This window comes from Bradyrhizobium sp. USDA 223, assembly GCF_044909005.1.
In the GTDB taxonomy this organism is placed as follows: Bacteria; Pseudomonadota; Alphaproteobacteria; order Rhizobiales; family Xanthobacteraceae; genus Bradyrhizobium; species Bradyrhizobium yuanmingense.
Genome location: NZ_JBIYDR010000001.1, coordinates 4266945 through 4288942 on the forward strand (window position 1 = coordinate 4266945; position 21998 = coordinate 4288942).

At 59.9% G+C, this 21998-nt stretch carries 25 protein-coding genes and 2 pseudogenes; 8 read left to right on the forward strand and 19 right to left on the reverse strand.

Features of this window, described 5'->3' with window-relative positions:
- Positions 1-105: 105 nt before the first annotated feature.
- Positions 106-1143 carry an alpha/beta fold hydrolase gene (locus ABIA40_RS19705; RefSeq protein WP_145642264.1) on the reverse strand — a complete coding sequence of 346 codons (1038 nt, stop codon included), beginning with the start codon at positions 1141-1143 and terminating at the stop codon, positions 106-108.
- A 247-nt stretch (positions 1144-1390) separates the two neighbouring features.
- On the opposite strand from ABIA40_RS19705, the gene ABIA40_RS19710 reads away from it, so the two are divergent.
- Positions 1391-1558, forward strand: a complete 168-nt coding sequence (locus tag ABIA40_RS19710; protein ID WP_404542924.1) for a hypothetical protein — start codon at positions 1391-1393, stop codon at positions 1556-1558.
- Positions 1559-1919: 361 nt separating this feature from the next.
- On the forward strand, positions 1920-2144 hold the full coding sequence (locus tag ABIA40_RS19715; RefSeq protein ID WP_081494506.1) for a hypothetical protein: 225 nt from the start codon (positions 1920-1922) through the stop codon (positions 2142-2144).
- 80 nt (positions 2145-2224) lie between these two features.
- On the opposite strand, the gene ABIA40_RS19720 is transcribed toward ABIA40_RS19715, so the two are convergent.
- Together ABIA40_RS19720 and ABIA40_RS19725 are read right to left on the reverse strand one after the other, a co-directional pair.
- Positions 2225-3430 (reverse strand): fatty acid desaturase, encoded by a 1206-nt coding sequence (locus ABIA40_RS19720; protein WP_145642267.1) that lies wholly within the window; start codon positions 3428-3430, stop codon positions 2225-2227.
- Between the two features lie 33 nt (positions 3431-3463).
- Complete coding sequence (locus ABIA40_RS19725) at positions 3464-3715, reverse strand: DUF6894 family protein (protein WP_036003776.1); 252 nt, start codon at positions 3713-3715, stop codon at positions 3464-3466.
- 212 nt (positions 3716-3927) lie between these two features.
- On the opposite strand from ABIA40_RS19725, the gene ABIA40_RS19730 reads away from it, so the two are divergent.
- A complete protein-coding gene (locus ABIA40_RS19730) occupies positions 3928-4668 on the forward strand; it encodes a Crp/Fnr family transcriptional regulator (RefSeq protein ID WP_018642496.1) in 741 nt (246 codons plus the stop codon).
- A gap of 448 nt (positions 4669-5116) precedes the next feature.
- A complete protein-coding gene (locus ABIA40_RS19735) occupies positions 5117-5455 on the forward strand; it encodes a hypothetical protein (RefSeq protein ID WP_074448664.1) in 339 nt (112 codons plus the stop codon).
- 284 nt (positions 5456-5739) lie between these two features.
- On the opposite strand, the gene ABIA40_RS19740 is transcribed toward ABIA40_RS19735, so the two are convergent.
- The 5 genes from ABIA40_RS19740 to ABIA40_RS19760 all read right to left on the reverse strand — a co-directional run bounded on the left by ABIA40_RS19740 (position 5740) and on the right by ABIA40_RS19760 (position 8742).
- Entirely contained in the window at positions 5740-5949 is a 210-nt protein-coding gene (locus ABIA40_RS19740) for a hypothetical protein (protein ID WP_018642493.1), read from the reverse strand.
- A 34-nt stretch (positions 5950-5983) separates the two neighbouring features.
- Complete coding sequence (locus tag ABIA40_RS19745; protein WP_074448665.1) at positions 5984-6181, reverse strand: hypothetical protein; 198 nt, start codon at positions 6179-6181, stop codon at positions 5984-5986.
- 278 nt (positions 6182-6459) lie between these two features.
- A complete protein-coding gene (locus tag ABIA40_RS19750; RefSeq protein ID WP_100213765.1) occupies positions 6460-6798 on the reverse strand; it encodes a response regulator in 339 nt (112 codons plus the stop codon).
- A 304-nt stretch (positions 6799-7102) separates the two neighbouring features.
- Entirely contained in the window at positions 7103-8263 is a 1161-nt protein-coding gene (locus tag ABIA40_RS19755; protein WP_404542926.1) for an ATP-binding protein, read from the reverse strand.
- A 242-nt stretch (positions 8264-8505) separates the two neighbouring features.
- Entirely contained in the window at positions 8506-8742 is a 237-nt protein-coding gene (locus tag ABIA40_RS19760) for a DUF6894 family protein (protein ID WP_404542928.1), read from the reverse strand.
- Between the two features lie 883 nt (positions 8743-9625).
- Here ABIA40_RS19760 and ABIA40_RS19765 point away from each other — a divergent pair.
- Positions 9626-9868, forward strand: a complete 243-nt coding sequence (locus tag ABIA40_RS19765) for a hypothetical protein (RefSeq protein WP_231088646.1) — start codon at positions 9626-9628, stop codon at positions 9866-9868.
- 248 nt (positions 9869-10116) lie between these two features.
- Positions 10117-10488 carry a hypothetical protein gene (locus ABIA40_RS19770; protein WP_231088645.1) on the forward strand — a complete coding sequence of 124 codons (372 nt, stop codon included), beginning with the start codon at positions 10117-10119 and terminating at the stop codon, positions 10486-10488.
- Between the two features lie 884 nt (positions 10489-11372).
- Here ABIA40_RS19770 and ABIA40_RS19775 read toward each other — a convergent pair.
- The 3 genes from ABIA40_RS19775 to ABIA40_RS19785 all read right to left on the reverse strand — a co-directional run bounded on the left by ABIA40_RS19775 (position 11373) and on the right by ABIA40_RS19785 (position 13642).
- Entirely contained in the window at positions 11373-11882 is a 510-nt protein-coding gene (locus ABIA40_RS19775) for a Phasin protein (protein ID WP_404542929.1), read from the reverse strand.
- 149 nt (positions 11883-12031) lie between these two features.
- Positions 12032-13219 carry an alpha/beta hydrolase family esterase gene (locus ABIA40_RS19780; protein ID WP_404542930.1) on the reverse strand — a complete coding sequence of 396 codons (1188 nt, stop codon included), beginning with the start codon at positions 13217-13219 and terminating at the stop codon, positions 12032-12034.
- 3 nt (positions 13220-13222) lie between these two features.
- Complete coding sequence (locus ABIA40_RS19785; protein ID WP_404542932.1) at positions 13223-13642, reverse strand: CopG family transcriptional regulator; 420 nt, start codon at positions 13640-13642, stop codon at positions 13223-13225.
- A 1314-nt stretch (positions 13643-14956) separates the two neighbouring features.
- Here ABIA40_RS19785 and ABIA40_RS19790 point away from each other — a divergent pair.
- Complete coding sequence (locus tag ABIA40_RS19790; protein WP_404542934.1) at positions 14957-15223, forward strand: hypothetical protein; 267 nt, start codon at positions 14957-14959, stop codon at positions 15221-15223.
- Between the two features lie 464 nt (positions 15224-15687).
- On the opposite strand, the gene ABIA40_RS19795 is transcribed toward ABIA40_RS19790, so the two are convergent.
- A complete protein-coding gene (locus tag ABIA40_RS19795) occupies positions 15688-15879 on the reverse strand; it encodes a CsbD family protein (protein ID WP_028170261.1) in 192 nt (63 codons plus the stop codon).
- 805 nt (positions 15880-16684) lie between these two features.
- Positions 16685-17437: pseudogene (locus tag ABIA40_RS19800) on the reverse strand (IS5 family transposase).
- 616 nt (positions 17438-18053) lie between these two features.
- Between ABIA40_RS19800 and ABIA40_RS19805 the strand changes: the two are divergent.
- Entirely contained in the window at positions 18054-18176 is a 123-nt protein-coding gene (locus tag ABIA40_RS19805; RefSeq protein ID WP_404542935.1) for a hypothetical protein, read from the forward strand.
- A gap of 293 nt (positions 18177-18469) precedes the next feature.
- Here ABIA40_RS19805 and ABIA40_RS19810 read toward each other — a convergent pair whose 3' ends face one another.
- From ABIA40_RS19810 to ABIA40_RS19835, 6 genes and pseudogenes are all read right to left on the reverse strand, one after another.
- Positions 18470-18706, reverse strand: a complete 237-nt coding sequence (locus ABIA40_RS19810; protein ID WP_404542937.1) for a hypothetical protein — start codon at positions 18704-18706, stop codon at positions 18470-18472.
- A 3-nt stretch (positions 18707-18709) separates the two neighbouring features.
- A complete protein-coding gene (locus ABIA40_RS19815; protein WP_404542939.1) occupies positions 18710-18844 on the reverse strand; it encodes a hypothetical protein in 135 nt (44 codons plus the stop codon).
- A gap of 97 nt (positions 18845-18941) precedes the next feature.
- Positions 18942-19162: pseudogene (locus ABIA40_RS19820) on the reverse strand (hypothetical protein).
- Positions 19163-19522: 360 nt separating this feature from the next.
- Positions 19523-20179 carry a hypothetical protein gene (locus tag ABIA40_RS19825; protein ID WP_404542941.1) on the reverse strand — a complete coding sequence of 219 codons (657 nt, stop codon included), beginning with the start codon at positions 20177-20179 and terminating at the stop codon, positions 19523-19525.
- A 16-nt stretch (positions 20180-20195) separates the two neighbouring features.
- Entirely contained in the window at positions 20196-20690 is a 495-nt protein-coding gene (locus tag ABIA40_RS19830; protein WP_404542942.1) for a type II 3-dehydroquinate dehydratase, read from the reverse strand.
- A 25-nt stretch (positions 20691-20715) separates the two neighbouring features.
- On the reverse strand, positions 20716-21996 hold the full coding sequence (locus ABIA40_RS19835; RefSeq protein ID WP_404542943.1) for a TRAP transporter large permease subunit: 1281 nt from the start codon (positions 21994-21996) through the stop codon (positions 20716-20718).
- Positions 21997-21998 lie beyond the last annotated feature (2 nt).

Consider the following 21998-nt stretch of genomic DNA (forward strand, 5'->3'; position numbering starts at 1 on the left):
GCCCTCTAGCCAGACAAGCAATCGGTCCGGCTGGCGGTTCGGCCGCGGCCGGCCTCTTCGCCAACTGAAGAATAAGGTGCAACACGTGTCCCCGCCGGAGCGTTCCTAGGCGCTCGCGAACCGGTGCGGCGCATTCCCGCCAATATCGGTCGCGGCAGCGGCTTCATCGATGGCCGCCATCAACTGAGTCGTGGCAGACTGTTGGATCATGTGCCCTGCCCCAGCGACGCGGTGCAGCTTGCTGTGAGTGATCTCGCCGTGAAGTCTGACCGATTGCTTGTTGATATCGATGAGGCGATCCTCATCGCCGGCGATGATGATGGTGGGCATCTTGAGTTGGTCGTAGCTCTTCGACGACTCAAATGCAGCGGGGATCATCAACGTTGCCTCCGCCGCGCTGGCACGCATCTGTGACGGTCGCAACGCCAACTCCTTGGGGAAACCGACGAACTTGTCAGGGACTGGCCGCGGACCGAACATCTTTCGCAACATGGAAGGCCACAAGAGGCGGCTGACGATCGGCGAGATCGTGTGACTGATCGCATCGCCCATCCCGGGCATCGAAGACATCGAAGATGCCGCCGCATCAGCACGGACGGTTGGAAAATAGTAGCCTGATGCGAGCACCAAAGCTTCGACAAATGACGGATGTCTTGTTGCCAGCGCAAGAGCGACCGCCGCACCCCACGAATGTCCAAGCACGATCGCCCGCTGAACGCTCAGCCGATCAAGCGCCTTTCTGAACAGATCGGCCTGGGCTTCCGGGGTCCATATCACGTTCCGCGGCCGCGAGCTGTGTCCGAATCCGGGGCGGTCGAATACGATCACCCGAAACCGGTTGGCCGCCAGGTCGATCAAGCCGCTGGATTCAAAATCCTGGATCATGCTGCCGTTGCCGTGCAGGAGCACAAGCGGACGGCCGTTGCCGCGTTCCACGTAGTGCAGTCGGACGCCATCGATCTCCAAGAACTGCCCGCGAGGCGGGTTATCGCGTTCCGCTTTCTTGGCGACTCGCCCATTTACGATCGCCATGGCCCCGAGGAGGGAAGCTGCCCCTGCAAAGGCCGCAAGCGCAGGATGTCGCCGCAAGGGAGTGGTGTAGTCAGATTGGAGCGAGGGCGAGCGTGTTCGCGGGAGTTCCATGTGCAGTACCTCTGGTGGTCTGCACGATGCCTCAGGGAGATTGAGAAATGTTGCAGGCTATCGTCAACCGTCGGTGCCGAGTCTTCGTTCCAAACGTACCTTGGAGCGCTTCGTTGTCGCTGTCGCCGGTCCAGGTCACTCCCAATTAATCGGCCCAGCGCGCTGGCGGCAAGAAATGATCGCGTGGAACATGTGGACGTTGGTCTTGTTCAACCTTGTTACTCTTGCCAAGAAAGCGACTGGATAAATGGCAAACAACAACAGAAGCCCGGATGAGAAGCAGCCCGGCGAAAATACGGAAGGTAAGTATCACTACAATCCGGGAAATATGGCGGGCAAAAAGCCCGGTGACGCGGAGCAGACTGACGAAAATCGAACGCTCCCGTCTCCGCGCAAAGAGAAGCCCGCCGAATAGGTCCGACAACGCCCGCGACTTTGCCTCTTCGAAGAGCCGCGGAAAGAACCTGAGGACCAACTGAGACACCCTTCCGAGAATCGACTCATCGCAAGACGCGCGTCCCACGATGAGCCATCCCGGGTGGATGGCGCGAGCTGAGGGGTCAGTTATCGCGCCACAGACCAATACGACAACCTCAGGACGGGAGAGTCGTTCCTGTCAGAGCCTGGCGGCGGCAAAGCTTGTGCCCTCTGTCTGCTGTCTGCTCTGAGACGCAACTCGGCTGCCAGCCCCTGATGCCGGCATAAGTGTTCTTTTGCGGCATGCCGTCGGTCTCAGGGAGCCGCTTGCCACGCTTCTGCGATTCATGGGAGTTCCGATGAAAAAACCAGTTCACTCAGTTGACGAGCCCGAGCCGAAAGCGCCACGTGCCGACAGACCGCCAGCGGACGGATTTGTGGTCATTGTCGACGGGCATTTCAAGTCGAGGTTTGACACAGCGGAAGCTGCGGAATCGTCGGGCCGCACACTTAAATCGACTTACCCGAAGCTCAAGATCGAAATTTACGACGCCGTGACAAAGGTGCGAACCTTCTTGGGCTGAGAAGTCAACGCTCCGGCGGTCCTCATCAGGAGCGAAACGGCCTCAGTGAGGAAAGAGCTCGCGTGCCGGATTTTGCCAGTTCACATTGGTCTTACATGCGGTCGCCCGCGCACAATCCTACGTTTTCGTTCAAGATCTGGATTTTTGGCGGCCACGAGAGGCGGAACGGCCAAGTAGGAAGCGACCGATGCGAACAGGAGTTCGTGAGCGCGATCGACGATATCATCCAAGAAAGTCGTCTTCGCGAACATCACGCGGGCCTCCGCCAGCAATTGGCCGCGAGTCGGCATGTGGGGCAGATGCATGTCCACGCGAGGGTGCCCCTTCAAGACAACGTCCCTCGGGAACAAGTCAGTCTGATGGACCGATGATCTGATCGCCAGTGCGATGCCCTCGGGATTGAAACGACGAACAAGTTGCTCGGCTGTCCGCCTGATGACACGAGATCCCAAGCGTTGCTCGTTGCGGAGAACCTGCTCCGGCGGCGTCTTCAAGTTCCAGACGATGCCGAGCCAGGATAAGGCCACCAGAATATAATAAGTTACGTCGATCTCCCACCAGCGAAAGCCTTGCTTGGCGCTGCTTTGGTAGGCGTGATGATTGTTGTGCCACCCCTCGCCCATCGTAAACAGAGCCAGAAGCCAGTTGTTGCGGGAGTTATCACCCGTAACATATCTCTTTTGGCCGTGAACATGTGCAAGGGAGTTGATGCAGAACGTTGCATGATACAGGAGCACGGTGCTCCAGAAGAATCCGACCACGAGTCCTGACCATCCCGCAATGAGGAAGCAAAGACCTGCCGTCACGATCGCAGGCAAAAGCTCGAATTTGTGCAGCCACATCAACTCAGGATACGACGCAAAGTCCGAAATCTTCGTCAAATCGGTCGCATCGTGCTGCCGATCGAAAATCCAGCTGACGTGGCTGTAAACGAAGCCCTTTTGGCTTGGCGAATGCACGTCTTTCTCCGTATCGGAGTAAAGATGGTGATGTCGATGTTTCGCAGCCCACCAAAGTACGCTTTTTTGGGAACTGCTTTGGGCGAGGAACGCAAGAGCGAACTGGAACGTTCGGCTCGTTGAGTAGGCTCGATGCGAGAAGTACCGGTGATACCCAGCAGTGATCGCGAACATGCGTAACCAATATAAGACGATGCACATCGCAACCGCTGGCCACGAGACGCCCGACCATGTCGCCAGGAGGCAACCGGCGTGGATCAGCAGAAACGGAAGGACCTGCGGGTATATGATGTCGTGTTCCTGATCCGCATGAATATGGGTAGACACTCTGACGACCTCAGCGGTTTGGCATGGGGCCCGTCAAGCAGACACATCATCCGCCGCGGACAGGGCCAACGTAAAATAAGTGCGGCCCGTCTCGGGCGAGGGATAGCCATTGACGAGAAGCTTCCAGGATTTGATTTCCCATATGTCGCCCGGCTTCGACTCTCGAAGGACTTCACCCGCCAGCTTTACGGCCTCTTCCTTTGCAGCATTTAGGTCGGCAAGCTCGGTGCCGTGGTGATCGAGACCAGCCTTGCCGTCCATAATGTGAAAATGATAGCGCGGCATGGGACGCTCCTTCATTTTGGCGGGGAGCGCGTGGCATCTCTCAGTCTCCAGATCGCCTGATGGTCACGGGAGATAGGCGACAATACTCGCCATCCCACTCCGTTCCTAGAAGAACCGCTGCTCACGGAACCCGGCTTAAATCGTCAAAAAGGAACAGACTCAGGGACAGCAACGATGCTAATTTGTGGAACTGATCTCGAAGGCTCTTTCAAGTGTCTGCGGCCAATGTAAGGAATACTCACCCGCTGATCCGCAAGCTGGAAACTGTCTTCCCGCTTTCTGACGAAGAGCGGAAGGCGATACTGGCGCTCCCGATCGATCAGAGGGTGATCGAGGCCCATCAGGACATCGTACGCGAGGGGGATCGCCCGAGCCGATCTTTCGTCATTGCCGATGGCGTGGCTTGCGCCTTCAAAATGACAGGCGAGGGCAAGCGCCAGATCCTCGCATTCCACATCACGGGCGACATGCCGGACCTTCAGAGCCTGCACCTGCAGACGCTGGACATCAGCATCGGAACGATCACGGCTTGCAAGGTCGGCTTCATTCAGCACGAGGATCTGCAGCGCCTGTGCGAACGCCAAGCCCGCGTCGCGGCGGCCCTCTGGCGTGAAACACTTATCTATGCGGCGATGTTCCGCGAATGGATCACCAATATCGGACGTCGGCAGGCGCTAGGCCGGGCAGCGCATTTTATGTGCGAATATATCGTCCGTGCGCGAGCCATGGGCCTTGTGGAAGATTACTCATGCGAACTGCCGATCACGCAGGAAGAGCTTTCCGATGCCATGGGTCTTTCGATTGTTCACGTCAACCGCGTGCTCCAGGAGCTGCGCAAGCTGGGTTTGATCAACCTCGAAAGCCGGCACTTGACGGTGCTTGATTGGACCCGGCTCCAGGAAGTCGGAGACTTCGACGCGGGATACCTCCACCTACCGAAGACGGCCACGTAGCGTTACGCCCCTTCGTCAAACGGCGGCGCGGACGGATGAACAGGGGGCGGCCCATGAACCTCTTCGAACCATCTGCCGCCCCAGAGACAGCTCTAGGGCAGGTTGGAATTCTGCACTCATTGAAGAATGCGGCAGCCGGAGAGTCATCGTTCGTCTCATCTGCGCCACCGATTAGCTGACAGCCGGACGCCCGAGGGAACAAAGGGGTGAGGAGGCGGCTTGAGTTGGGCGGCAGAACCAGGAGACTGGGAGCCGCGAAGAAAAGCCGTTCGGTGTAACGCCCGAGCGGCTTTTGTTTGATGGCGCATCTCTTGTGAAGTCGCTTGGCTCCCGCAATCGAGAAAGCCGATCCCAACCACGACCTGGGAACACTTCGCCCCCAGCCGGTTTAGTTCCGAGCAGAATTTTGCGATGCGGTTCTTTAACACTCACGCGAATCGGATTTGGCATGGCCTCCGTCACAGTAGGGCTGAACAGATACTTCACATTGATCGAGCGTTCAGTGCCCACGAAAGTCGGGACTTTCATTCGCTGGCTGCGGGAGCCATCCAAACTCTGGATCCGGATCATCGTTGCGGGGGGACTCATTCTCGGGGGCATCTTCAGCTTCTTGCCCCTCTTCGGCCTCTGGATGCTCCCCCTTGGACTTCTTCTCATCGCGCAGGACATGCCGATCCTGCAAAAGCCTCTCCTCGCCATGTTGCGTTGGATCGAGATGAAATGGAAGCGGCTGAGGCGACGTTTCAGAACGAGGCGGCGGCCTATTGTGGCGAAGCAACCGGAATGACGCGACCGCTCCGCCCGCGGCGGCGGGGCATTCTCCGTATTTGGAACGTTGTGGTTAAGCCGGGCTTGGTCCGGCAGGAGGTCACCATGACCAAGACATCAGACCACGGCATCATGCGCGTACGCGGAGAAGATTAGCCGGCAGACAAGGAGCGGGCGCAACTGGCTCAAAAGATTGAGCTCGGCCACACACCGCCCGTGATCAAGGAAGAGGCGAACGACCGGGACTGAACGCAATGATCGTGAGCCGGCGCGCGGGCCTGCCAGCAGGATCCGCGCGCAACATCATGCTGCTTTCTGATGCTGCTCGAACGCAGCGATGGCCCGATTCGAAAGCATCAGGGTGCGGCTCTCTCCCTTGAGAATTTGCGTTTTGATACTTTGAAGTAGGATCTCAGCCGCCTGCTGAGGATCGGCGATCCCACCTGAGCGGTCCAGGAAGTCCCAGGCTATCTGAAGCGAGTTTTCAATGAGAACTGGAAGTGGCTCGGTCATGCGGGAGGAACGCCCCGGACGACCTCCCGTTCCTTCATTCGGGAGCCGGTAATCCGGGTGTGGACAGCCATTCGCTGATTTGGGCCCCGGTCTCCGCCTGCCGAGCTTTGCGAATTGTTTGGTCCCGCTCGATACCTGGCGGAAGCGACTTTGCCTTTTGACGAAGGGCTCGCCCATGCTCGGCAAGGCGTTCTTCAAAGGAGGTGGTTTGCTTCAGACGGCGTCGCTGCATGGCGTGCTCCTTTTCCCAGGGAAGGCGGGAGCGCGACAGCGTTCTCATCACCGACAGATGCCGAGGGCCGCGCGGTGATGGATCAAGCGTAGCAATTTAAGGTACGACGCGCTGGTCAATATTGATCAGGTGGTAGAAGCTGGTGAGGCCGGCGCTCGGCGCCCGCAGGATCAACACCCCACAGGAAATGCGAAGCGCGCGAGCACAGATGGGCATCGGAGCGACGCCGGCGCCAAAGGCGTTCAGCAACCCGTTGTGCGGACAAACGCTCTTCACGATCAGGCAGCAAGCTCTCGGAGCGTCGAGATGATCGCCTCTGACGGGTATGGCTTGCGGAAGAATCTTGCCCCATCGGGTAGCTCAGAGCCTTCGACCAGATGGGCGGAGACCACAAGGAGCTGGATCGGTGGCCATCTTTCGCGAACGGCTTCCACGAGCCCAATCCCGTCCATCGAGCCAGGCATCCTGACATCCGTAAAGACCACGCAGACATCCTGTCGGGTTTCAAGAATCTTGATGGCCTCATCGGCATTGCCGGCAAGGAGCGGATGCAGCCCCGCATCCTGGACGATGTCGTTCGCCATCAAGAGGAGCATCGGTTCGTCCTCGACGATCAAGATGCAACTGCCGCGAGGAGAGCTTTGCTCTGGCATATCAGCTCTTTCTAATGCAGGAGACGCCACCGGTCGGATATCAAGCGATGGCAGCAGCCGACGTTCCGAATGGCCGATTGTTTCTGAGCAGTCTTTGCATCGACAATGCGGCTGACGGTTCCGAGGGTTCACCATGAGGCGCCGCCACTTCCGCCGAATGAGCGTGGAAGTCGTCCCGTCGGCAATGTGCGTCTGGCGACCCTGCCCGCCCATCGCCGCAGGGTGAGCGCGTCGAACGCCACCACGCCTTCCCCTCAGAGCATGACCGTCACCTGCGAGGCAGTCGGATCGAAAAGCACGTGCCTGTTTCTTCGTTGGATGCCACAGAGATCTCGCCGCCATGGGCTTCGACGATCAATTTTGCGATGTAGAGGCCAAGGCCGAGGTGGGTACTGTGCTCTGGCGGACTTCCGTCATCGTGGCCTCGCGTCCAGGATTGGAAGATTGATTTTTGCGCTTCAAGCGGGATTGAGGAGCCGAGATTGTGCACGTTGATGGTCACAGCATCGGGATCGTTACCTGCGACGGTCACTGTGATGGGCGTCGCTACGTCGCCATAATGGACCGCGTTGCCCATCAGGTTGGACAGCACCTGTCCCAGGCGGGCGCGGTCGCAGGAAACCAACGGGTCGCCCTTCGTCGCGACTTGAAGTTTTCGATCTGCGTTGACGGCGCGAAACTCATCCGCGATTTCCTGGCACAGAGCCGCAACGTCGTTCTCGGTATTTGTAACGGGGATTTGAGTGCCGAAGGACGAGCGTGTGAGATCGAGCAGATCGTTCAGAATTCGCGTCGCCCGCCCTGCGGCCAGCTTGATCTCGGAAACAACCTTGGCCTGCTTCGCGTCGGTTGTCCCCGATCGCTCCATCCACTGAGCGCCCATTGAAACGGCGCCGAGAGGATTGCGCAGGTCGTGGCCGAGGACGCCCAGAAACAGGTTGCGCGAGTCATTTATCGTCTTGGTATAGTGGGCCACCGACTCCGTCACGGCCTGATCGATCGCTTCGTTGAACCGCGTCAAGTCCTCGATATCGGTGTCCTCAAGGCTCCTATGGTGAGCAATCCACTGCTTGACGACGCTTGCGCGAAGCGCCCTGTATTCTGAAACCATTTGATCGATGTTAAAGCCGTCGGCCAGACGCAGAGCGGCATGGAGCTCAGCCGCGCTTTGAGAAAAAGGGCTATCTTTCGGGCCGTCGCCTCGCGATTTATCAAATCGCTCCCGCGGGGTTTGTGCGGTTTCGAGGTCGTCCGCCACAAACCTAAGAAGATCGACGATATGATCCTCCAGAGCCAATTTCGTCATCTGATCGCTGGCCGGTGACAGAGTTCGAGCGAACTCCGTCCATTCCTTCACGATCGGAGCCTGGTTCTGTCGAATGAAGTCAGCCAGGCGTTGATACTTTCGCCGCTTAGTGGAATTGCTCAAAGCCGGCCCCCAAGTAGATGACGCGAGCAGACACAGCGAGCGCTCTGCTCGCGGAAATGCCAAACCTGCATTCCGAAGCGCGGCCTAGAGTATAGCCACTGGCTCCCCTACCGTCACAACTGACTCTGCGACTTTGCGGCCGGAACCTCGGGACACGGGTCCGGTGGCGTTTTGCCTCGCCCTGCAGGACCTGAGGATGTAGCTGGCCAGCGGGCACCACCATATGGCCTTTGGGAACGGCTTCAATGCTTGATGCTTGAATTCCGATAGACTATCGAAACGCAGAACAGCTGTTCGGTGCTGGAGCGCACTTCCACTGCCAAATCCGGCCGCTTGCTTGGGAAGACGGATTCCTTGGCGATTCCAGTCAAAGTTTGCATTGCTTTGACTTCGGCGGCTTTCAGATTGGGAAGGGGTAGACCTTCCTGGTCTGCAAAGAAATCGCGACCACTTTGGATGTCAAAGAAATACCGATTCATCGAGCGCTCCGGAAGATGATCACATATTAGCCCCAGTCGGTGCTTCGTTTGCTCCAAGACTCGGACATTGATGCGGCCTGTCGGTCTGTCACACGATCCGCCTCAACAGTTCGATCTGTCCCGCCGGACGTTGCGAAATTCTTCGGGGCCTTTCATTAACCTGCCCTTCCGGCTTGCCCTGTCTTCAGATGTCGCACTCGCATCACCCAGCCCGTCAATTGCGTCAGAGGCCAGCTCCTTTGCGCGGATCCGAGGGCTCTCACGATTCGAATCCGGAGCTTCGCGCATAGGCCGATCACGCAGCCCTTCGAGCGCCGTCTTCACCAGCAGCTGTACCGCTTCTGATCGGTTGGGCCTCTGCTTCTGGCTGAGCGCCCATGCGTCAACCTGGTCGAGAAGCTCGGGCGTCAGCCGAACCGCCCGTCCTTGCTCAGCTGTCCCCGCTGACGTCTTCCGCGGAACTGCTTTTGACCTGGACATCTCTGACATCATTGATTGGAGGGCGATAACGGCGATGCCGCGGGAGGAGAGGCGGGAATCGCTCCCGCCTCAAGCTAATGACCGCGGTCGCTTAGGGTTCCAGTGAACTCCTGCCACGACCGCCCACTCATCGCACAGCTCCTTGCGCTGTTCTCAAACACGACCAGGGAGCGACGAAGTGCAATTGCCTTCCGGACCATTGCGACGGCAGCGCGTCTGACAGATCGACCGATTGATATCGTCTCTGCCTGAAGGACAGCGTGCACCTCCGGAGCTGCAATAGCCACAACTATCTCGACCTGGCAGGGAGCGGACAGACCTTCGATTTGATGCTCGCGAGCCCCGATTTCACTGGCTATTCCCTGCTACGAAGCGCAGCGTCATCCGAACGAAGAGGCTGGCCTTGAACGGAAGCACGTTCAGCAGCGAAACCGGTTTTGCAGAAGGGCGCCGTATGACGGATGTCACCAAGGAAGCCCTGGATGGTGCCGCCGCGCGGCATCTCTCGGCTGGCTTCAACTTCCGAGCCTATACGCCGCACAAGGTCGCGTACGATCTTATCCGTTGGGATGAGGAGTTCAGACACGCCAATTACTCTCAATTCGTCGTAGCCGTGACGCTCTGGCAAAGCAGTTCGCCTGACTAGCGCAAAGCCAAGAACCTCGTCGCGCGGAACGTCATTTACACGGTCGATCTGAAGATATAAGGTTTGGCTAGAGGTTGGCAGATGCTCACCTTGAAGCTGCCCAGGAAGCAGCGACCTCCGAAGTCGCCGCGCGTCGTCGTAGTAGCAGCTCACGTGCCATCGGAAGGCGCAATCATAAAACTCGATTTTACCAACGTGCGTCAGCAGCGCCGGTGCACGTCCTCATGCGCTCACGAAAGGCAACCATCATGAAGCTTCCTGCAATATTACAAGGCGAGGCGCGGACCCGTTTCCTTCAAGGAATTGCTTTCGGCGCGGTGGCGACCATGGCGATTGGATTTGCCTGGGGCGGTTGGGTCACCGGGGAGTCCGCCAGGGTCATGCGGGTCTCGGCGGAGACCAGTGGCCGGATGTCCGTTCTGGTACCGCTGTGTGTCGCTCAGTTTACAGCCGCGGACGGCGCTCTCGCGAAGTTCAAGGCGACCGGCCCTTATTCCAGAGAAAACGTCGTCAGCGAATTCGTGAAGAGTGTGGCGTCCACGAGCATGGACTACTCATTCGCCAAGGCTTGCGCCACCGGCATCGAGACGGAGATTGCCAAGACAGCGGCCAAGACCTGATTCCCATTCGGGAGGACAACAGATAGGGCCAGTCGCCCTCGATCGGGCGATCGTCTTTGACCACACCATGCGGGATGGATTTGGCATTCTGGCGGGAAGCTGTTGGACGATTGGCACCTTGTTCAAATTGCCGCCGGCGCCATAAGCCGCAGCAAAGTCATTAGTGAGGCAATGTCCGTTTGGACGCCCGAGAAGACTGAGCGAACATGCCAAGGCAGACGCTGACAACGACAATTTACAATCCACCACACTATGGCGGCCTGGCCGATACGGCGCTGGTACCGAAGCCCGCGACAAGTACGACACGCTTTTAATCTTCATCACAGAGCCAAGGACGAGTGCTAGGCTCGCCGACGCCATTGACACGTTCGTCGCCATGTCGGGAAGGTTTTTCAGAGGCTGCGAGAGCGCCGACGCGATCAGATGTAGGCGTGCACCGCCTGCTAAGTATTGGCAAAAACCCGCAGCGCCGTCTTGCACCAGCTTCCGCCGATCTTCCGAACAAACCCGATTCCGAACCCGCGTCCCGGAGATGGCAGGGTCCTCAACTCGCGCCAGCAGCCTCGGTCCGCTAACTCTTGGGGTACAGCGCAGAAATCGCGGGTTGCCAGGGAAGCAAATCGAGCCCGACATCCTTGGCGTGTTCCAATTTGATGGGCCCATCTGAAGAGCGGCGTCGCAAGGCAAGGCACTTGCCCCTGACTGCGGTTTGATGGCCCCTCACGCAGAAACTGCGGTCAAGACAAAGATCGGCACCAAAATGGCCGGCGCTGATTCCGCTCCCTCGTTGTGAGTCGCGCTCCCTAGCCGAAAGCAGCAACCGTGACCCGCGTGCTTGATCCGCGTTTGCGTCCATCCTTTGCCGCAGCGGGTAAGGCTTGCAGTTATCGTCCCGGCAGAGCCGTGACTTCTCGGGGCGGCTTGATCCGCAAGAACGGATATGCCGCCAGTTCTTTCGAATGCCGCGCGAACATATCGACCCGTCTGCTCGTAAACTCCGTAATGACGCCGAAAAATTCAGTTGGTGACCTGATCGTCGCAAGTCTCAGGCTGAATTCAAAAGCGAATTGCGCGTTGGCCCCGGCTATCTCAAGAAGCTTCGCTTGATACGCCTGCATGTTTGCTGTCGGTAGAGCAAAGCCTTTCGTTGGATCGCTATCCGTCATTCTCTGGCTGCGGTCACCTACTAAGGCATCCTCAGGCTCAATGATGGGAACCTGGTGTTTAGGATCATCATGAAGCTCAGGAGGCGATTCGACCGAGTCTGCCGCAGCAGAGTGAAGTGAATTGTCTTTCGGGCTTCTAACAATGGCCTGCTTGTTCCGTTGGGCCCGCGCGGCCATTTTCGGGTTGCGGGCGCGCTTTGCCGCTGTCGCCGCTTTGCGTTTGCTCATCTGACGCTCCAAGAAAATGGGGGTGCGACCACAACGGTCATTTCTGAAAGGACAACAGGCTCTGTGACGTGGCGTTCCAAGCCCGTGCACTGTTGGTCGCATGAACTAAGATAAATCGCACGTTCTCTGAGCCGCCCCGAGAAGCCAGACTACCCACCGAGCGAATGCTCGAGGAAGAAGCGCAGCATTTCCCTCGTGGCATCCGGCCCTTGCGGGTCAGTGTAGGACCCGGCGGGGCTGCCGCCTGACCACGCGTGTCCGGCGCCATCGATGTTCCAGTGTTCCGAGATCGCCCGACCGGCCCCGTCGATCAGGACGGTGCGAGTATAGGCATGGCCGTGGGGTACGCGCCCGCGAAGTACCTTCGTCGTCGGCCTCGTCGCCCTGGCGGACTGCTCGATAATCTGATCGCCATTCTTTGGATGCACCGTTGTGTCGCGATCGCCATGGAAAACGATGGTCGGCACAGAAGTTTTGCCGTCCGCAATTGCCTTGGAGCCGCCTCCCTGCCGCATGGCGACGAACGCAGAGGGAAGATCGCTCGCGGCCCCGCACGCGAGGCCTGAATGAATACCGACGGCCGCGTACAGGTCGTTATACGTTGCGCCCATGATCGCGGCGGCGGCCCCGCCGGCCGACAGACCCGCGACGTATACGCGCTTCGGATCGATCGGATGCTCGCGCATGATCTGGCGGGTAATACCGGCGATCATCGACGGCTCGCCCCCGCCGCGACGCTGGTCGCCGGTGCGAAACCAGTTCCAGCACTTCGACTGGTTGGCTCCGCTCGGCTGCTCAGGATAGACCACATAGCAATTCTGCTCTTCCGCCAGGAAGTTCATCCGGGTGCCGGCCGCGAAATCGTCCGGCGACTGGGTGCAGCCATGAAGCATGACTATCAGGGGAAGCCGTTGTCCCTGAAATCGGCTTGGGATGAACAGCTTGTAGGTCCGGCTTCCTGCGGCGTTACTGAAGGTACCGGCGATAAATTGTGTGCCCTCGGGCACGATGTCCGATGGGGACAGGGGAGCGCGCGTGATCGGACTTCGCAGGCCGAGTCCGGGAAAATCCCGCATGCCGTCGAGCGGTAAGGCGCGTCTGCGTCCCTGCGCAGAGCGGGCCGGCGAGATCGGCGGAGCTTCCCGCTCCTCGACGACGTCGGCGGTGGCGTCGATAGTAAGCGGATCGAGCGGAAGCGGAGCCTGAGCGGCGCTACGAGACTCCGGTCTTGGAGCGTAACCGCCCTGGAGCATGCGCTGCAGGAGCGCGGTGGCCTCGACCAGTTGGCCGGCACGCGTAAGGCGGGTTGCTTCGCGCACTATGTCTTGATTCAGCATCGTTCACCTCATTCTGTCGGCGAGAGCGGCCTTGACCGCGGGAGTGGCGTGAAGGGCCCCCAGCACCGAGATCGATGCGATCGTGGCGCGCGCCAACTCGGGAGTGACGTCTTGGGCGATGGTGGCCAAGCCCAAAACATTGATCTGCAGCATCTCGCCGGCGCGGCGCGCCGCTTCGAGATCCTCGCGCGCGTAGTTGCGCAGCCCGAGGTCCAGGTTCTTCCGGACCGTGGATTGTCTGACGACCTCCGCGTGGCGCTCGAGCTGATTCCGGATTGCTGTCCGAATGAAATCGGTCCGGTTCGAATAGAACCCTTCGTGCACCATGAGATCGACATGACCGAGGTCGACGTAGCCAAGGTTGATCGTGATCTTCTCGGTGTCGGGGGCCTTGGGTCGCAGCTCGTGTACATTTCCGGCCATAGTGAACATCCCTGCACCATCCGACGGGATGGTGCGTGGATGTTATCTAGATGCTGCCGGGCGCCTTTCAAGGGGATGGAGCCATCCAATAAACCAGGAGCTCGCGCAGGCGGACCGTCTCGTGGAGCGTCAGACAAATTCTGGCGAAACTCGCCTCCCCTGTCTTCGCAAGCCCGATGGCCTAGTTCGTTTAAAAAAACAGAAACAGGTTCGTCGTGCTCCCACGTCGCGGGCAAACCAAAATAGAAAGCACCCTTAACCTTCTGAGTGACATGCTCAATGTCGCTCACCTTCCGCTTCCCCCGCCCGTGTCGCCGGATGGCCGGCTGCCCACGTTCGCTGAAGTGACCGGCTTTGATGCTGCATCAGCGTGGGCCCCGCCTTACGCGAGGGCAACAAGCGTTTCTCGGCGAGCTCGCTGTCCGCTTCGCGGTGGTCAGTGGCCGGCTCAGCTACCAGCACAACTTCACGACAACGAGCCCCGCGAGATTGAAGTTCTCGAGAGCGCCGCTTTCACCGATTTCCTCGACAAGTCCGAACCGCTCTGGGCCGACCTGTACGGTTGGAGAACCAACTAGGCGTCATTCCGGAGCCAAGGGCGGCAAACTCAGGATCACGGCCTCGCCATCGATCACAAACCTCTTTTGCCGGTTCCTCAGCGCGGCCTCAGCAGGCCATCCAGAGCGCGGATGGTGACCATCTCACCGCAAAAGCAGCGGGCGTTCCCGTCCGGCCGTTGAGTCGGCAACGGCAGAGCCAGCCTGTGCATGCAGTTCTTCCAGGCGGTCCAGTCGCACTAGCTGCGCCAGCCTCGTAATCGATCTCGGACCGCGTTGCCAGCCACCTCTGCCATGCCGCCTCGAAGCCGGCGCGGACCTTGTCGAACGTCTCGTTAATGCCGCCGCGGTGCTTCCTGGGCTCGATCCCTGGAAGCCGCCACCGTGGCTCACGTAGGCAGAGCCGCCCTAGGACGTGCGGTGCGAGTAGGGAGATAGCAACAAAGTATGGCTTTGGCTATTCACATGCATGGAAGCGCATCTTCTGCAGGTCACTACTGACGATGGCGAGTGCCGGTTTTGGTTAGCAGCCGGTACGGAAGAAGAGGCCGTTCAGCTCGTCTTGGATGCCATCCCGGAGGGATGGACCGCCAAACTAATCGATCACGGGGGCACCGCCCGGGAGCAAGCTGCAGCGCTCGGCCTGACTGTTGGGCTCGCGCCAGGAGAAGCCCGCGAGGTAAGCAGAGGAATCGGGCTTAGCTGATACGCAGGCGCTTCTCCGCCGCCGCGATCTGCGATCGGGGAAACTGACCAGATGAATTTTGAAGGTTTAGCCCACAAGGAGCGTCAGATGAGCGAACGACGTGAGCTATATCGTGATACCAACGGCGACGCTTGGTTTCTGGGACGCGAGCCGGCCAATGGCCATGCTTTCATCATTCATCAGCCAAATGCGCCTTCTGGCGGCCGACTGACACACATTGAACTCGGCGATTTCTTGCGAAGTGAGCCGAAAGGACCCGAGCACCAAGCCCTTCTGCGCCTGATAGGTACGCTAGTGCACGTGCCACCGTACGCTTAGGGCGTACCAGCAGCGTTAGAGCGGCCTAGCGCTCACATATACGGGCTGTTCTCCGAGACCATAAGCAGAGACGGATCGGATATCGGCACACCTTGCAGGTCAATCGAGGCGTTTGAAAGGATCTGCGTGCAGATACTCGCCATCAAAGTAATTGACGCCAAAGCGCCGATCACCAATCCAACGCTCCCTCCGCATTCGAATCTTCCTGACAGAGTTCGTGGCGGCGAACGCAAGCATTGACTAGCTGTTCCTATAGGATGCAAACGCTCCCTCACGCTTGGTGGCTGAAAACCTCAGTAAGGAAGAGCAGCGAACGGCCGGCGCACACGAAAATTGAGGTTCGGGGCGAGGACGGGCCTTTCCAAGCCTCGCGCCATTTCGGAATCAAAAGATCCAAGAAGCCGTCTCCCCACCAGAAAAGAGAGGGCCGCCCGGAGGCGGCTAGTTTTTGTCTTCTCTTCTGCTTATTTCTTGAGGGCGTCAGCGGCGTCCCGCGCTGCATCCTTCACATCTCCCGCCGCATTGTGGGCAGATCCCTTGGCCTTGTCGATCTTGCCTTCGGCTTCCATGTCCTTGTCGCCAGTGAGCTTGCCGGCACCTTCTTTGATGGCGCCTTTTGCCTTGTCGGCAGCGCCCTTCACATGTTCGCGGTCCATGATCGTGTCCTTTGCTGTTGGGAGAGCACACAACGAAAGCGTTGCGCAGTGGTTCCTCCTGCGGAGGCCCGCTTAAGGCCGCCGGCGTCGGACGCCTCGGCATATTGAAGGCAAGCCACCACTAAATTCTCGTCGCCTGGCGGGCCGTTCTAACCGACTCGTGCTCTTATGGGGCGCGCCGGCCGGTCGCCGAGTGCGCGCAAGCGGATGGTCAAAATTGCTCAGACCTGGTCTGCCACAAGTGTTAACAACGCCGATCACCGTCCGGCTCATGGCTTCTATCGGTGCTGAGAACGCCAATTGCGCTCCCGCCTAACCGAACAGCGAGCACCATGTTCAAGCAATCATCGATATTTCAATACCGCTTAGAGGACGAGGCAATTGACTTGCGCAAGCAGGCTGAGGGTATGCCTCATGGCGTTCGACGCGACGAGCTTCTACGGATGGCCAGCCGGATCGATAACTCGGTTATCGTCAATAAGTGGCTGGATTCACCAGGTCTGCGCGCTCCGACCTAAACCTACCAGCGCAGAGAGGCCGCCTCATGTGTGGGATGGCCCCCGGCTTGCAAGAACTTTTTTGCGTGATGAGCAGTGGTCGCTTGCAGTCATGTGTCCGGCCTTTCTTCGCGGTCGTACATAACCGCTGGCCTTGATGGATTCCGCGGATCGAGGCCTTATCAGTTGGCCGGGTTCGAACGCCACTGAGGCGGTCAGGTTTCTCTCGATCCGTCGGGTGACCGACTGTGCCATCACGTGTTTTCACCCTCGCAAGCTGGCGGTACGCCCTTAGGTGGCGTGGACACTTACCGCAGCCAGAGAATGATGGCAGCGAGGGTGACGACGCCCGATAATTTCGAGCGGTCTTTTCGAAGCGGGTTGCGACACCGCAGAATTGCTTGAGCTTTGAGAAGCAGCATTCGACGAGATGGCGCTGGGCATAGAGATGTTTGTCGAGCGGATATTTGAGGGCGCGTGACGGGTTGTTTGGGATGACGGCGAGCGCTCCCTCGGCGGCGATGGCCTGGCGCAAGTGATCGGCATCATAGGCCGCGTCGCCCATGACGACCTCGGCAGACAACCCCTCGATCAATGCGGCGGCTTGCGGTGCATCGCCCTTCTGACCTGCGGTCAGCGTGAACCGCACGGGACATCCCAACCCCCGAACGGCCATATGGATCTTGGTGCTTAGACCACCGCGCGAGCGGCCAAGCGCCTGATCTTCAGGCCCCTTTTTTCGCCCCGGCAGCATGCTGATGGGCTCGGACGATGGTGGAATCGACGATCAAGTATTCGAAGTCAGGATCATCGGACATCGCCTCAAAGATGCGGCACCAGACGCCTTTGGCGCTCCATCGACTGAAGCGCCGGAATACGCTGTTCCAGTCTCCGAACGCCTCCGGAAGATCACGCCAGGGAGAGCCCGTACGCACGATCCAAAGCACACCTTCCACGAACATCCGATTGTCGCGGGGGGCCGAACCCTTCTGGTCAGGCCGGCCTATGATCAGCGGCGCCAGCCGCTCCCACGCCGCGTCGTTCAAAACCAAACGATCCATCACGCCTAAGTCTGCCTCCCCAAAAGCAGTCTTGAATCTGATTTGCTCCTAAAAGGGAATCCCTAGAGTCCACACCGCCTAGGCGGAGGGGCTTCGAGGCACCCGGTTTCGGCATCGGAGCGCAAAGCTGAACAGCCTACGGCTCGAGACAGAGCTGCCCGAAGAGCGGGCGATGGCCCCCTGCTGGAGGACTTCAAGCTTCGCCCGGTCCCGAGAAGATCGATGCCGGCGGCGTCGTGCGCGTAGCCGGCAAGGGACGCTCGGCCGCCGAGGGCCGCGAAGCCTGACCGCCCTTCGCATCGTACCGGTCGGCCAGGTCCAATAGACGCCGCCTCGTGAATGGGTCGGCCTTCTCGGCGATCGAACTCGCTGCGCGAGACCCCGGTTGGACTCATGCTCCATGACGCACCCCTACGACATCACTGCCTGGAGTTGAGTAGCCTGTGTCCGGAGAGTCAAGCAGCGGGAGCGCCGCGCCGCTGCCTCGGACAACTTCGCGCGATTCGCTTGCGCCCGCGAGGCGGCCGGAACTAGGGTAGTAGCGCAGGGGAAAATCAGATGGCGGTGCTCTATCCAGTCAGGAAGGCGTGCCCACAGTGCGGCAGGCCTGAAGGCTGTGCGCGACGAAGCCGCCGAGAGGCGGCTGCGCTACGTCTGCACCAATTGCGACGACGACCCGCTGCACGACCCCGCCGCGCGGAAATGGGCGGAAAGTCCGCTGCGGCAGCCGACCAAGTAGCCAAGACACAGATCGGCCCCGGCAACCGTATTGCTGCCGAGGCCGATCTTACTCTCAAATTGTCCAAATGGTTTCGCGGTTCAACCCGCAGTCCCGGGTTTCGTTCCATCGAACGTATACCCGCGGGTCGCTCTCGGAGCCGACGCCGCAACTGCGGTCGCAAAAATTCAGGGCGGAGCCCGGAGTGCCTAGGAGTCCGGAGCTCCGCAACCGTAACAGCACCGGAGCGCGCGCTCTTGCCGCTCGGTACGATTCAACTCTACTCCGACGTTGGCCGTTCGCTTTGAGCTATCTCAACTTCGCGCGCGTGCGACGACAGCGCCATTTCGCAGCGCATCACGCTGACGGCAGAGGTCTTCGAGCTTTGCCCGAATGCGCGTCAGCAGGAGCTCGGCGGATGCCGTAGGGACGGCGGCGCGCTGCAGCATCCGGATCTCGCGCTCCTGCGCGCGGAGCTGGCCGCGAAGGCGCTCGATCTCGCTGCGCACCCAATCGAGCCTTCGCTGGGAGGAGTCGCTTGGCTTCGACATCGGCTAGTCCGGATCCCGGTCGATCCTGACGATCTCGACCGCCATTTCGTCCGCTTGCGCCTCGGCGGCTTCATGCGGCCCGTTCCACCATTGGCCATCGACGTCCAGCTTGAGCGGCCGCTCTCGCACTCCGCTCATGTCGCATAGCCCTGCTCGTACCCGCGCAGCACGACCCTCCGCTCGGTTGGCTGAGCGCGCAGCATCTCGATCAATTCGGCAACCGTCATGACGCCGCTCACAACGCGCTCAGGTCGTCGGGGATGTCCCCGAACTTGCGGATCAGCTTGGCGTGGCAGAAGTCGCCGCTGGAAGGATCTCCCGTCCAGGAGAATGCGATGGCGCCGGCGTGACCCGGCTTGCGGGACAGCGCGCCTCGGCCCGCATGACCGCGGCGTTGGCGCTGAGACACTCGGCCGCCTCTCCGGCAGCCACGCCGTCGTCCGGCTGCTCTCTCAAGTGACGCTCGCGCGACTATCCAATTCGAAGTCGCTGCACCGAGTATAATGGTGCGGCGACTTCGATGGGGTGTACCGGACAAGGGCAATATCCGGTGTGCGCACCTAGTCCTCTAGCGCGCGGCCGCAATCACGGTCTGGAATTAAGCTTGATGTTCGTGCTGCAAGTTAATTCTGGAACTATGGCTGAGGCGAAGGAAGTTTCCGATGCGCTGCCCAGGGCCGTTCAATGTGTTGAGCGCAGCGTGGGCACTCCCCATCTGCTGCCTTGCTGAGCTGCCACCGGCGTTCGCTTTGCAACGCCATCGCCCATCGTCCTCTTGCAAGCCTCCTTACGCCAAGGAAGAGGCACGTGATCGCATCATCCGACCTCCGCGATGCGCGCGTCCAGCGCGAATATGCCTTGGTAGATTTCCGGATCCTCCCTGCGGCCAACAACGTCAGGTGCCACCTCGGCCGCCTTCCGCCAGGCATCCCGCACCGCCCCCTCGTCGAGGGCTTCGATCATCAGCAGTCCCGCAAAAAAGCCTTCGCTCGTCCGCATGCCTTTTTCTACCGTCGGTACGGAGGTTCGAATTTGGTCCGTCGCACCGATCTGAACGGCTACCACTCCGTCGCATACAGCCACGGCATTGGCGAGGACTCCCGGATCGCGCGGCGGCCGTTCGATGCGCTGGCCCACGATGAATGCGCCCTCACCGCGACCGGCTCGGGTTGTCATGCTGCCGCCCCCGCGAATGAAATTGCCCAGATGGGGCATGATGCGCTGCGACCACGGCGTCGGCGAATTGAGACGTGCCAGATACGCTTGGCCGTCGAGGACCTCGGGAGCTTCGAGCTCATACAAGATGAAGAAGCGGTTGATGTCGGCTCGCATGGCACGGAAGACGCGACAAGCGAGGAAGCCCCTGGTCGTGACCCGTTCAGTGGTATGCTCACGCGTCAGCCAGTGCCTGTAGTCGATCAGATCGGCCGGTTCGATGTCGCTCCAGATCGCCAAAAATCCTCTGCCGCGCATCGGGCTCTCCGAGAGTTTATTGCTTGTCGCCGGGGCTCAAGCCATGCAAGGCGGCGGGAACAGCGTGGGACAGTCCCCCCAGCCGCTGAACCGCGGCCAGAATGGCCGCGATATAGCCATAAGGTCCAAGCCCGCAGATCACCGCGGTCGACGCGCTGGATGTGATGGAGTGCCGATGCAGCTCGTCCCTGGCATGGATGTTCGAGATGTGGACTTCGATCTTCGGACCATTGAAGATTTTCAAGGCATCGATGAGAGCAATCGAGGTGAATGAGAACGCCGCGGGATTCATGATAATCGCGTCCGCATTGCCATAGGCCGATTGGATCAGCCCGACGAGCTCGCCCTCGATGTTCGATTGATGGAACGAGAGAGAAACGTCCAGCAGGCTCGCAACCTCCTGGCAGCTTGTCTCGATTTCACCAAGCGTCGTCGAGCCGTAGATGTGCGGCTCCCGGATACCGAGAAAATTGAGATTGGGGCCGTTCAGGACCATGATCCTCGTGGTCATTAGGCTGCTCCTTCTCCAGGGATGACTAAGCACCGAACCATTTGGCCGGGCCCGTGACGAGTTGCGGGAAGAGCACCATCAGAAACAGCACGACAAGCTGCGCGATCATGAAGGGCCAGACGCCCTTTATGACATCCTCCATGCTGATCCGCGAGACGCCGCACACGACGTTCAGGACGACTCCGACGGGCGGCGTGATCAGCCCGATCGCATTGTTGATGATGAAGAGGACGCCGAAATAGACCGGGTCGATGCCGGCCTGCTTGACGACGGGCATCAAGATCGGGGTCAGGATCAGGATGGTCGGCGCCATGTCGAGCGCCGTGCCGACAATGACGACCAGGATCATGATCACGATCATCAGCAGCATCTGGTTGCCCATGAAGGGGCGCACCAGATCCACCACCTGGGTTGCGATTTCTGCGACCGTGATCAGCCACGACGAGACCAGGGCCGCGGCGACCAAGAACATCACGATGCTGGTGCTGAGCGCCGCCGAGACGACGACCTCGTAGAGCTGCGACAGCTTCAACTCGCGATAGATGCAGGTCGCCACGAACAGCGCATAGACGGCAACGACCACGGCCGCCTCGGTCGGCGTGAAGATCCCGAACCGCAGGCCGACGACGATGATGACCGGAAGCATCAGCGCCCAGAACCCGTCAACTACCGCCCGCCCGATCTCGGCCAGCGACTTCCGCGGCGGGCTTTCGATGTTTTCGTCACGAGCCACCCACCACCAGGCAAAGCAAAGCCCGACGCCCAGAAGCAGGCCGGGGACGATGCCGGCCAGGAACAGCTTCGAGATCGAGACTCCGCCGGCAACCCCGAACAGGACGAAGCCGATGCTCGGCGGAATGACGGGAGCGATGATTCCTCCAGCCGCGACAAGGCCGGCCGCATACATCTTCTTGTGGCCGGCGGCGACCATCATCGGGACCAGCAGGGCCGCGAGCGCGGCGGCATCCGCGGCGGCCGATCCGGACAGCGAGGCCAGGGCGCAGGATGCCAGGATTGTCACGTAGCCTAGTCCGCCGCGCACATGGCCGACGAGTGCCAGCGCAATGTCCACGATGCGCTTGGCCAGCCCGCCCTTGTTCATGATCTCGCCGGCCAGCATGAAGAACGGAACCGCCATCAGCGGAAAACTGTCGGCCCCGTTGATGATGTTCTGCGCGACGATCTGCGAATCGAAGATATCGAGATAGTGCATCAGCGCGACGCCGCAGACGATCAGCGCGAACGCGATCGGCATGCCAAGCGCCATGGCACCAAGAAGGGAGAATGTGAAGACGGCGATCGTCATGC

Coding starts and splice junctions, on each gene's coding strand:
- ABIA40_RS19715 (WP_081494506.1), top strand. CDS start 1,920: ATGAAAAAACCAGTTCACTCAGTTGACGAGCCCGAGCCGAAAGCGCCA.
- ABIA40_RS19795 (WP_028170261.1), bottom strand. CDS start 15,879: ATGGACCGCGAACATGTGAAGGGCGCTGCCGACAAGGCAAAAGGCGCC.
- ABIA40_RS19735 (WP_074448664.1), top strand. CDS start 5,117: ATGGCCTCCGTCACAGTAGGGCTGAACAGATACTTCACATTGATCGAG.
- ABIA40_RS19710 (WP_404542924.1), top strand. CDS start 1,391: ATGGCAAACAACAACAGAAGCCCGGATGAGAAGCAGCCCGGCGAAAAT.
- ABIA40_RS19810 (WP_404542937.1), bottom strand. CDS start 18,706: ATGTCGAAGCCAAGCGACTCCTCCCAGCGAAGGCTCGATTGGGTGCGC.
- ABIA40_RS19745 (WP_074448665.1), bottom strand. CDS start 6,181: ATGCAGCGACGCCGTCTGAAGCAAACCACCTCCTTTGAAGAACGCCTT.
- ABIA40_RS19825 (WP_404542941.1), bottom strand. CDS start 20,179: ATGCGCGGCAGAGGATTTTTGGCGATCTGGAGCGACATCGAACCGGCC.
- ABIA40_RS19775 (WP_404542929.1), bottom strand. CDS start 11,882: ATGAGCAAACGCAAAGCGGCGACAGCGGCAAAGCGCGCCCGCAACCCG.
- ABIA40_RS19835 (WP_404542943.1), bottom strand. CDS start 21,996: ATGACGATCGCCGTCTTCACATTCTCCCTTCTTGGTGCCATGGCGCTT.
- ABIA40_RS19815 (WP_404542939.1), bottom strand. CDS start 18,844: ATGAGCGGAGTGCGAGAGCGGCCGCTCAAGCTGGACGTCGATGGCCAA.
- ABIA40_RS19830 (WP_404542942.1), bottom strand. CDS start 20,690: ATGACCACGAGGATCATGGTCCTGAACGGCCCCAATCTCAATTTTCTC.
- ABIA40_RS19740 (WP_018642493.1), bottom strand. CDS start 5,949: ATGACCGAGCCACTTCCAGTTCTCATTGAAAACTCGCTTCAGATAGCC.
- ABIA40_RS19705 (WP_145642264.1), bottom strand. CDS start 1,143: ATGGAACTCCCGCGAACACGCTCGCCCTCGCTCCAATCTGACTACACC.
- ABIA40_RS19725 (WP_036003776.1), bottom strand. CDS start 3,715: ATGCCGCGCTATCATTTTCACATTATGGACGGCAAGGCTGGTCTCGAT.
- ABIA40_RS19785 (WP_404542932.1), bottom strand. CDS start 13,642: ATGGCCGGAAATGTACACGAGCTGCGACCCAAGGCCCCCGACACCGAG.
- ABIA40_RS19760 (WP_404542928.1), bottom strand. CDS start 8,742: ATGAATCGGTATTTCTTTGACATCCAAAGTGGTCGCGATTTCTTTGCA.
- ABIA40_RS19780 (WP_404542930.1), bottom strand. CDS start 13,219: ATGCTGAATCAAGACATAGTGCGCGAAGCAACCCGCCTTACGCGTGCC.
- ABIA40_RS19790 (WP_404542934.1), top strand. CDS start 14,957: ATGAATTTTGAAGGTTTAGCCCACAAGGAGCGTCAGATGAGCGAACGA.
- ABIA40_RS19770 (WP_231088645.1), top strand. CDS start 10,117: ATGAAGCTTCCTGCAATATTACAAGGCGAGGCGCGGACCCGTTTCCTT.